We start from the raw sequence: 8,907 nt of genomic DNA, 5'->3' as shown, positions 1-8,907 counted from the left end.
TGATATCCAGCGGGGCCCGTCTTCCCGCGGGGGGGGGGGGGGGGGGGGGGCGGCGGGGGGCCCCCCCCCCCCCCCGCGGCGCTCACTTCAGGTGCGGCTGGACCTGCGAGGTGTAGATGCCCTCAAGCTTGGACTTGAGCTTGGTCATCTCGCCCTGAACCTCGGCGTTCTTCGTCAGGATGGCGGCGCAGGCGTTGGCCATCTCCTGGTCGGCACCCGGCAGGAACACCCGGGCCCAGTCCTGATTGCGCGTGGCGGCCAGCTGGTCGATCGCCACCTTCGACTGCGGCGCCTTGGCGATCAGCGACGACGGGTCGGCCGACTTGCGTACCGGCATGTAGCCGGTCGCCTGCGCGAACTTCAGGGTGTTCTCCGGCGACGTGAGGAACTTGATGAACGTCGCGGCGGCGAGCTGGTTCTCCGGCTTGATCTTCTTCGGGATGCCCACTCCGGCGCCGCCGGTCGGGCACACCGGTGAGGTCGCCGCCGGGCCGCCGGGCAGGAATCCGGCACCGACGTCGAACTTGGCCACCTTGAGGATGCCGACCAGGCTGCCGGTCGAGCCGACCGTCGCGCTGACCGCGCCCGCCGACAGATCGTTGGTCGAGTCCTTGCCCGCCACGCCCGACCACTTGTTCTTGTAGACCGCGTCGGCGATGAACTGCAACGCGGCGACCGATTCGGGCTTGTCACACGTGATGTCGAACGCGCCCTTGGCCGACCAGCTGCCACCCCAGCCCCAGAGGTTGTTCTGGAAGCTCCATCCGGCGTATCCCGCGAGCGCGGGCAGCTGGAACGCGTTCTGGATGCCCGCGTTGGCGGCCTTCAGCTTGGGAGCCCATTCGGCGAACTCGGTCCAGGTCGTCGGCGCCCGGTCGGGCAGCCCGGCGGCCGCCCAGTGGGCCTTGTTCCAGTAGAACAGCGGCGTGGACCGCGCCCACGGCATCGCCCACGTCGCGCCGTCGTACTTGTAGTCGGAGACCAGTTGCTCCCGGTAGTCGCTGGTGTCCCAGTTGAGGGCGGTGAACGCCGAGTCCAGCGGAATGATCGAGTCCTGGAGGTAGTAGCGGAACCACCACACGTCCGAGAGCACGACCAGGTCGGGCAGCTTGCCGCCGGCCTGGGCGGCCTGGAACTTCTGGGCGATGTCCTCGTAGTTCGAGCCGGCGGTCACCAGCTGTACGCGGATGTCGGACTGGCTCTGGTGGAAGGCGTCGATGATCTGCTGGGTGACTTCTTGGGAGGAACCGGGGTTCGACGACCAGAAGGTGATCTCACGGGCGGGTTTGACGCCGGTGAAGTCGACCTGCTGCCGCTTGTCAGGCGTCGTGCTGGACGAGGTCGACGGGCCGCTACAGGCGGACAACACCGTCGCGGACAGCCCTGCGGCGGCCAGGCCGAGGAACCCTCTTCTGCTCAGTTCACCTGATTGCCTGGCGGGACCCGACGGGAACACGGTGCACCTCCTGATCGATGGGGACGGAAGTCACCCCTTGACGCTGCCTTGGGTCAAGCCGGTGACGATGTGGCGCTGCAAGGCGGCGAACACCACGAGGACGGGAAGCAGGACCATGACCGTGCCGGCCATCACGATGCCGTAGGAGGCCGCCGAGTTCTCGCTGTTCTGCAACAGGGTCAGCCCCACCGGCAGGGTCATCATCTGCGGATCCGAGACGATGACCAGCGGCCAGAGGTAGTCGTTCCACTCGAACACGATGTTGACCAGGGCGACCGTGGCGATGCTCGGCGCCGCCATGGGCACCACCATGTGCCACAACCGCCGCCAGTGCCCGGCCCCGTCGACCTGCGCGGCGTCGATCACCTCCGCGGGCAGCGTGAGGAAGCTCTGCCGCAGCAGGAAGGTGCCGAATCCGGTCGCCAGCCCGGGCAGGATGATGCCCCAGTAGGTGTCCTGCCCGCCCAGGCCGCTGACGAACACGAAGTTCGGCACGACGCTGACCTGCGGCGGCACCATCAGCGTTGCGAGCACCGCCCAGAACACGTACTTGCGGCCCGGGAAGCGCACGAACACCAGGGCGTACGCGGTGAAGACGGCCAGGAGCACCTTGATCCCGGCGCCCACCACGGTCACGATCGCCGAGTTCAGGAACAGCCGCGGGAAGGGCACGATCCGCGCCGCCTCGCTGTAGTTCGCCGGATGCCACGGATCGGGCAGGACGACGAGTTTCTGCGTGATGACGTCGGCGGGCGACTTGAACGACGACAGGATCAGGTACGCCAGCGGCAGGACCACGATCAGGATGGCGAGCATGATCGGCAGGTAGTCGGCGACCAGGGCTGCGGCGAGGTTGCGGCGCGACAGCGGCCGGGAGTCAGCGGTCACCGGTAATGCACCCGCCGCTCAAGGAAGACCAGTTGGAACAGGGTCAGGATCACGAGTAGGACGAAAAGTACCGTCGAGAGCATCGCCGAATAACCTGCCTGGTTGTAGCCACCGAACGCCCGCAGATAGGCGTCGTAGATGAGGGTCGTCGTGCCGCGGCCCAGGGGTGTCATCACCCGGATCAGATCGAATGCCTGCAGCGAGTTGAGGGTGCTGGTCACCAACAGGAAGAAAGTGGTCGGCGACAGCAGCGGCAGCACGACGGAGAAGAACTTGCGCCGGGCGCTCGCGCCGTCGATCGCGGCGGCCTCCAGGACGTCGGACGAGATCGACTGCAGACCGGCCAGATAGATCACCGCGGCGTAGCCGAGGTTCTTCCAGACGTAGACGAGGACCACCATCACCAGGCTCAGCGTCTCGTTGTTGAACCACTGCGGACTGGCGATGCCGAAACTACGCAGGATCGCACCGAGCGCACCGACCGTGGGGTCGAAGATGTACTGCCAGGCCAGGCCGACGCCGACTCCGGACAGCACGAACGGCGAGAACACCGTGGCGCGGGCCAGCCCGGCACCGCGGACCCTGCGGTTGAGCGCGAGCGCGACCATCAGGCCCAGCGCCATCGACAGGAAGACGGTGGCCAGGGTGAACACCGCGGTCGTGAGGAAGACCTGGACCGCTTCCGAGGACTGGAAGAAGTCGACGTAGTTGGACAGGCCCACCGGCCTGGCCGTCGGCGCGCCCAGGGTCCAGTCCAACGTCGAGTAATACATGTTGAGCAGGAGCGGGCGGTACGTGAACACGGCGATCAGCGCCAGGTTGGGCACGGCGAATGCCAGGAAGATCGCCGCCTCGCGGCTCGCCCGGCGCCGGCGTCCCCGCCTGGCACGAAAGCTCGGCTCCGCGGCGGAAGTCTCCAGCAGCGGCGGATCCGTGCTCGGTTTGATCTCCGCAACCATGATCGGCAGCTAACCGATGCCAGGTGTACGAACGGTAACCGAAAGGTGAATATATAACATCGATGATCAGTAGTTCTGAGGTTCGACAATCTCCTGCTTGTCGATCGAGATGATCGGTTATTGCGGCACCGCCGCGTACCGCCACCTGCACCAACAGCCCGGTCTCCTACCGACCAGCGAAGGGAGCAACTGCAAATGCATCTCTCTACGATCCCAACCAGACCCGTCTCACCGAGGCGGCTACCCACCCCGATGTAGCCGCCATCGGATCCGGTGCGGTTCACCGGCCGTCGAGGTCCGGTCCTGGCGATCGATCACTGGCGGTCCCGCTTCGCGGACGCCCGGTCGGTGACCACTAGCCGCTGACGTGGCGCAGGACGGCCAGGACGCGACGGTTGTCGCTATCCGAGGACGGCAAACCGAGTTTGGCGAAGATGCTCGCCACGTGCTTCTCCACCACTCCGGGGGTGATGACAAGAGCCGCCGCGATCCCGGCGTTGGATCGTCCCTCGGCCATCAGCGAAAGCACCTCACGCTCCCGTGGGGTCAGCGACGCCAGCCCGGCCGTGTCCTGCCCGGCCCGCATCAGGTGGCCGACCACCTCCGGATCCAGTGCGGTGCCACCGGATGCCACGCGGGTCAGCGCGTCCACGAAATCGGCGACGTCAGCGACGCGGTCCTTGAGCAGGTATCCGACGCCGGTCGGCCGATCGGCGAGCAGGCGGGTCGCGTAGCGGGTCTCGACGTACTGCGAGAACACCAGCACACCGACGTCAGGATGGTCGCGTCGGATGTTGATGGCGGCGCGCAGTCCCTCGTCGGTGTGCGTCGGTGGCATCCGGATATCGATGATGGCTACATCCGGTACGACGGCGGCGATCGCGGACTGCAACGCGTCCGCGTCGGCCACCGCCGCGCACACCTCGAAACCGCGGTCGGTGAGCAGCCGGACCAGCCCTTCCCGCATCATCGCGGCATCCTCCGCGATCACCACCCGCATGCTGTCGCCTCCGTTCACACCTGTGTGGGCAGTTCGATCTCGACCCGGGTCGGACCGCCGGTCGGACTGTGTATGCGCATCCGGCCGTCCACGACGGCGATGCGGCGAGCCAGGCCGGACAGGCCAGGACCGTCCAGGTCCGCCCCACCGATGCCGTCGTCCGCGACGGTCAGCGTCACGTGCTCGCCGGATCGGACTACGCCGAGCCGGATGCGAGTCGCCCGGCCGTGTTTGGCCGCGTTCGCGAGCAGTTCGGAGGCGCAGAAGTAGGCGATGGTCTCGATCGCGGGCGCCGGGCGCTCGGGCAACTCGACGTCTACCGTGACCGGCAGGGCGGTGCTCGTCGCGAGCGTGGCCAGCGCGTCGCCGAGGCCGTTGTCGAGGACCGGCGGGTGGATACCGCGGACCAGGTCGCGCAGATCGGCGAGGGCATCCTTCGCTCCGGCGCGGGCGAGCGCCACCAGTTCGCGAGCTTGGGCGAGGTCGGGTGGCGGGCCGTCGGTGCCGAGCTTCTCGGTCGCCATGCCGAGGTTCATCGCCAGCGTGGCCAGCCGGATCTGCGCGCCGTCGTGCAGGTCCCGTTCCAGGCGGCGCATCATCGCCGCCGCGTCGTCGATCGCGCGGGCCCGGCTGACCTGCAGTTCGCGGACCCGCTCGGCGAGCCGACGCGGACCGAGCAGGCGTCGCATCGCAGCAAGGTCCAGTGTCGTACCGGCACGCATCAACCACGGTGCGACCAGCAGCATGGCGAGGCCGACCGTGGCGATGAGCCACGTCCCGGCGAACGTCCGCGTACTGATCATGCCGAACGGCGTCAGCGCCCGCACCGGCCCGAGCAGCGTGCCGGCCGGGTGGTTGCGGAACAGCGGCCACCACACCGGGTAGCTGAGGTTGATCAGGCCGAACACATAGCAGAACGCACCGTAGCCCTCGGGGATGGCAAGTGGCACCTTGAGCAGGCCGTACCCGACGGCGCGCCAACCCGGTCCGTCGGAGACCAGGGCACCGATCCGCTTGGAGGGCCGGGGCGGCGGGGCGTCCACCTGCACGCCGAGCAGCCGATCCGCGAGTGAGCGCTGCACGGCTCCCAACGCGCGCCCGATCGGGGCGGCCAGGACGACCAGGAGCGCGATGGTGAGCGTGAACAGGACTACGAACAACGGTGCGACGCCCGGTCCCGGCGGGTGAGCCAACGCCCCGGTCGCCCACAGGATGAGGACGCCCGCGGCCGGCACGACCGCCGGTACGGCCAGGATCGCGACGGCCCCGACCACGCCGGCGACGCAGAACACCGCCTGGCGCAGAGCCAATGTGGTGAACGGAGCGCGCAGCGCGGTCATCAGCCCATTGTCGCTGGTCACGCGTCGCGAAGGCGGAGCAGCGCGCCGCCGGACAGGACGGCCACCGCTGCGTACCCGCACATCAGCAGCGTGCTGATCCAGGCGGAGAACACCCCGGGTATCGGCGAGGTCACCGCGATCGAGTTGAGCAGCATCAGCAGCGGGACAAACCGCCCGACCGAGATTCCGCTCTCGCCGAACAGCCCGGCCACGATCATCGGGACGAACATCAGACCGAACAGAATGCCGATCGCGGCGCCCGAATGCCGCACGATCGTTCCGATCCCGACCCCGATCAGCGCGGTGGAGCCCAGGTACACGCCGGTCAGCAGGACCGCGCGCAGGACCGCCGGATCGCCGAGGGAGGCGGCCGGGATCGCGGTGCCGCGGATCGCGAGTTGCCCGCTCAGGTAGCCGGCGAAGCTCGCGACCAGGCCGACGGTGAGCGCCGCGCCACCGCACACGGCGACCTTCGCGGCCAGGACGATCCGACGTCGCGGCACCGCGGCGAACGTCGAGCGGATCATCCCGGTGCCGTATTCGCCGGTCACCATCAGGACGCCGAGCGCTCCGAGGAGTAACTGGGCCAGAATGGCCCCGCCGAGGCTGTTGTTCAAGATCTGGGCGACGGTGGCGACCGGGGTGTGCGACCGGTACCCGAGGCCCACCCCGGCACCGGTCGCGGCCATCGAGACCACCGCCGCGATGACCAGCCACCACGTCGACCGGACGCTGCGCATCTTGATCCGCTCCATCCGGGCCGCGTGCCGGAATCCGTACCTGCTCATGACGCTCCTACTCCGCGATAGTCGGTGGCCTGCGAGGTGAGCCGGAAGAACGCGTCCTCCAGGCTGTCTTCGCCGGCGGCGAGTTCGGCGACGGTTGTCTCGGCCAGCAGCCGGCCGCGCCCGATGACCACCAGCCGGTCGGCGGTCAGCGCCATCTCGGCGATCAGGTGGCTGGACACGAACACCGTCCGGCCCTCGGCAGCGAGTCCGCGCAGCAGGTCCCGGATCCAGCGGATGCCCTCCGGGTCCAGCCCGTTGACCGGCTCGTCGAGCAGGAGGACACCCGGATCGCCGAGCAGAGCCACAGCGACGCCGAGCCGCTGGCGCATGCCAAGCGAGTAGGTACCGGCGCGCCGCGTCGCCGCGTCGGACAGACCGACGATGCGCAGCACCCGCTCGACCTGGGACGCGGGAATGTCGTTGCTCGCGGCCAGCGCGGCCAGGTGCGCACGGGCGCTGCGGCCGGGATGGAACGCTCCGGCCTCCAGCAGTGCGCCGACCGTCTTCAGCGGCCAGTTCAGCTCCGGGTACCGGACGCCGCCGATCAGTGCCTCGCCATGGTCCGGGGCGTCCAGGCCGAGGATCATCCGCATCGTCGTGGACTTGCCGGATCCGTTCGGGCCGAGGAAGCCGGTCACCACCCCTGGTTGGACCCGCACGCTCAGCCCGTCGACGGCGACCTGGTCGCCGTAGCGTTTGGTCAGCTCACGTAGTTCGATCACACCATCGACGCTAGGCAGCGCTGCGGGTGGTCGGAAGCCGGAAACCATCCGACTCCGCCTGGGGGTTATCCGCCCCCACGCGGGCTACTGGTCTGGCAGCTGAGGCGACGGACGTCACAGCCCCGAGCCTGGACGACCGCGCCACTACCAGTGCGGGAAGCGTGTATGCCGTGTGAGGCGCGGCGATTCAGACCGTCGAGGACCTTGTACAGTCGCCGCATGATCGAAGTCGTCGACTATGACCCGATCTGGGCGGAGCGGTTCGCGGCGCTACGCTCGGAGTACCAGGCGGCGCTGTCCGCCGCGGGCGTACCTGTCATCGCGATCGAGCATGTCGGCAGCACCTCGGTTCCCGGCCTGGCCGCGAAGCCCGTCATCGACTGCGACATCGTCGTCTCCGCACCCCACGTCGAGGCGGCGTCGGCGGTCCTGGTCTCTCGTGGTTTCACCCCGCTCGGCGAACTGGGCATCCCCCAGCGCTGGGCGTTCGACCCACCCGAGCGGTTGGGCAGGACCAACACGTACGTGATCGTCGAGGGCTCGCTGTCGCTGCGAAACCATCTGGCGGTCCGCGACGCCCTGCGGGCCGATCCGCAGCTTCGCGACGAGTACGGCGACGTCAAGCGGCGCGTGGGTGCCGAAGCGGCGGACATCTACGACTACGGCGCGGGCAAGAACGCCATGGTGCAACGCATCTTGGCAGCAGCGGGTCTCAGTGACGACGATCGCGCGTCCATCGACGCGAACGAGGTTCCCATCCGGCGATAAGGCTCACCCCTACCAGGGAATCGCGCCTTCGGCGTTGAAGAAGCCACCCGTCGGGCCGTTCGCTTCATCCGTGACGTTCAGCTCGACGCATAGAGCGGCCATGTCACCGCCCGGGGACGGTCAGCCGAGCTTGGTCCACTGCCCTTCGGAGATCACCTCGACGGAGCCGTCCACGACCTGGATGGCCGTCTGCTCGTCGATGACGTACGCCGGGACGCCGAGCCCGGCGGCCCACCGCTCCGCGTCGGCCATGGTGTTCGTCGGGAAGGCGTTCAGGTGCGGGAAGATCGAGAAGTCGACGACGCTGAGGGTGCGATCGTCCGGCGCGGACGGCCACTCGACGAAGTACTCGCCGATCCGGGGTGTCATCACCATGCTTCCCGCGCTCACGCCCACCCAGACCGTGTCGGGCAGCGAGGGCAGCAGGTCGGCCAGCCCGGACTCTCGCATCCAGTGGCACAGGTAGGTCGCGTCACCACCGTCGACCAGAAGCACGTCGGCCTCCCGGACCCACGGGACCCATCGCTCCTGGCCGATGGTCGGCAGCGCGGTGAGCTCGAGGACTCCCAGCGACGCCCAGCCCAGGCCGGAGAAGTGCCGGAAATCGGGATCGGCGGCCACCAAGCCCCGCACCGAAGCCGGACCGCACATCGGGTGGCCCCACTGTGCTGTCGGGATCACGAGGGCGCGACTCTCGGCGACCGGCTTGCCGAGTAGCTGCTCGAGCGCCGCGTGGATGCTCGGGTTCGTGACGCCGCCGGATGTGAGCAGAAGCTTCAAGACGCCTCCGAACCTCTGGGCGGAACGTGGCTCCGCTCGATCACCTGTACGGAGACATCGTAGTTCTCATCGGCCCCGTCCGTGGGTTACTGCAGCGGCGCCCCGCGTAACCAGCGGGGGGCGGGGGGGGCGGCCTGGCATAGACGCCGGTGGTACGTCCGGGCGGGGGGGTTGATAGGGAGAGCGGGGTGGAGGGGAAGAGGGTT

General features: G+C 68.6%; 9 protein-coding genes. 1 reads left to right on the top strand and 8 read right to left on the bottom strand.

Features of this window, described 5'->3' with window-relative positions:
• Nucleotides 1-82: 82 nt before the first annotated feature.
• From AB0M47_RS40755 to AB0M47_RS40725, 7 genes are all read right to left on the bottom strand, one after another.
• Nucleotides 83-1,456 (bottom strand): ABC transporter substrate-binding protein, encoded by a 1,374-nt coding sequence (locus tag AB0M47_RS40755; RefSeq protein ID WP_363423856.1) that lies wholly within the window; start codon nt 1,454-1,456, stop codon nt 83-85.
• A 30-nt stretch (nt 1,457-1,486) separates the two neighbouring features.
• A complete protein-coding gene (locus tag AB0M47_RS40750) occupies nt 1,487-2,344 on the bottom strand; it encodes a carbohydrate ABC transporter permease (RefSeq protein ID WP_363423853.1) in 858 nt (285 codons plus the stop codon).
• Nucleotides 2,341-3,303, bottom strand: coding sequence for a sugar ABC transporter permease (locus AB0M47_RS40745; RefSeq protein ID WP_363423850.1), 963 nt, complete (start codon nt 3,301-3,303; stop codon nt 2,341-2,343). The genes AB0M47_RS40750 and AB0M47_RS40745 overlap by 4 nt, the downstream gene beginning before the upstream one ends.
• A 355-nt stretch (nt 3,304-3,658) precedes the next feature.
• On the bottom strand, nt 3,659-4,303 hold the full coding sequence (locus tag AB0M47_RS40740; protein WP_363423847.1) for a response regulator transcription factor: 645 nt from the start codon (nt 4,301-4,303) through the stop codon (nt 3,659-3,661).
• Nucleotides 4,304-4,317: 14 nt separating this feature from the next.
• Nucleotides 4,318-5,643 carry a sensor domain-containing protein gene (locus tag AB0M47_RS40735; protein WP_363423844.1) on the bottom strand — a complete coding sequence of 442 codons (1,326 nt, stop codon included), beginning with the start codon at nt 5,641-5,643 and terminating at the stop codon, nt 4,318-4,320.
• A 17-nt stretch (nt 5,644-5,660) separates the two neighbouring features.
• A complete protein-coding gene (locus AB0M47_RS40730; protein ID WP_363423841.1) occupies nt 5,661-6,431 on the bottom strand; it encodes an ABC transporter permease in 771 nt (256 codons plus the stop codon).
• On the bottom strand, nt 6,428-7,153 hold the full coding sequence (locus AB0M47_RS40725) for an ATP-binding cassette domain-containing protein (RefSeq protein WP_363423838.1): 726 nt from the start codon (nt 7,151-7,153) through the stop codon (nt 6,428-6,430). Before AB0M47_RS40725 ends, AB0M47_RS40730 begins: the two co-directional genes overlap by 4 nt.
• A 219-nt stretch (nt 7,154-7,372) precedes the next feature.
• Between AB0M47_RS40725 and AB0M47_RS40720 the strand changes: the two genes are divergently transcribed.
• Nucleotides 7,373-7,921, top strand: a complete 549-nt coding sequence (locus AB0M47_RS40720; protein ID WP_363423835.1) for a GrpB family protein — start codon at nt 7,373-7,375, stop codon at nt 7,919-7,921.
• A gap of 120 nt (nt 7,922-8,041) precedes the next feature.
• On the opposite strand, the gene AB0M47_RS40715 is transcribed toward AB0M47_RS40720, so the two are convergent.
• Nucleotides 8,042-8,701 carry a Type 1 glutamine amidotransferase-like domain-containing protein gene (locus tag AB0M47_RS40715; protein ID WP_363423833.1) on the bottom strand — a complete coding sequence of 220 codons (660 nt, stop codon included), beginning with the start codon at nt 8,699-8,701 and terminating at the stop codon, nt 8,042-8,044.
• Nucleotides 8,702-8,907 lie beyond the last annotated feature (206 nt).

Source organism: Hamadaea sp. NPDC051192 (assembly GCF_040682475.1).
GTDB lineage: Bacteria > Actinomycetota > Actinomycetes > Mycobacteriales > Micromonosporaceae > Hamadaea > Hamadaea flava.
This window is presented reverse-complemented; position numbering and strand designations above follow the sequence as displayed.

Excerpts from the sequence above, each read along its gene's own strand:
- AB0M47_RS40720 (WP_363423835.1), top strand. The coding sequence starts at position 7,373 with ATGATCGAAGTCGTCGACTATGACCCGATCTGGGCGGAGCGGTTCGCG.
- AB0M47_RS40745 (WP_363423850.1), bottom strand. The coding sequence starts at position 3,303 with ATGGTTGCGGAGATCAAACCGAGCACGGATCCGCCGCTGCTGGAGACT.
- AB0M47_RS40730 (WP_363423841.1), bottom strand. The coding sequence starts at position 6,431 with ATGAGCAGGTACGGATTCCGGCACGCGGCCCGGATGGAGCGGATCAAG.
- AB0M47_RS40735 (WP_363423844.1), bottom strand. The coding sequence starts at position 5,643 with ATGACCGCGCTGCGCGCTCCGTTCACCACATTGGCTCTGCGCCAGGCG.
- AB0M47_RS40740 (WP_363423847.1), bottom strand. The coding sequence starts at position 4,303 with ATGCGGGTGGTGATCGCGGAGGATGCCGCGATGATGCGGGAAGGGCTG.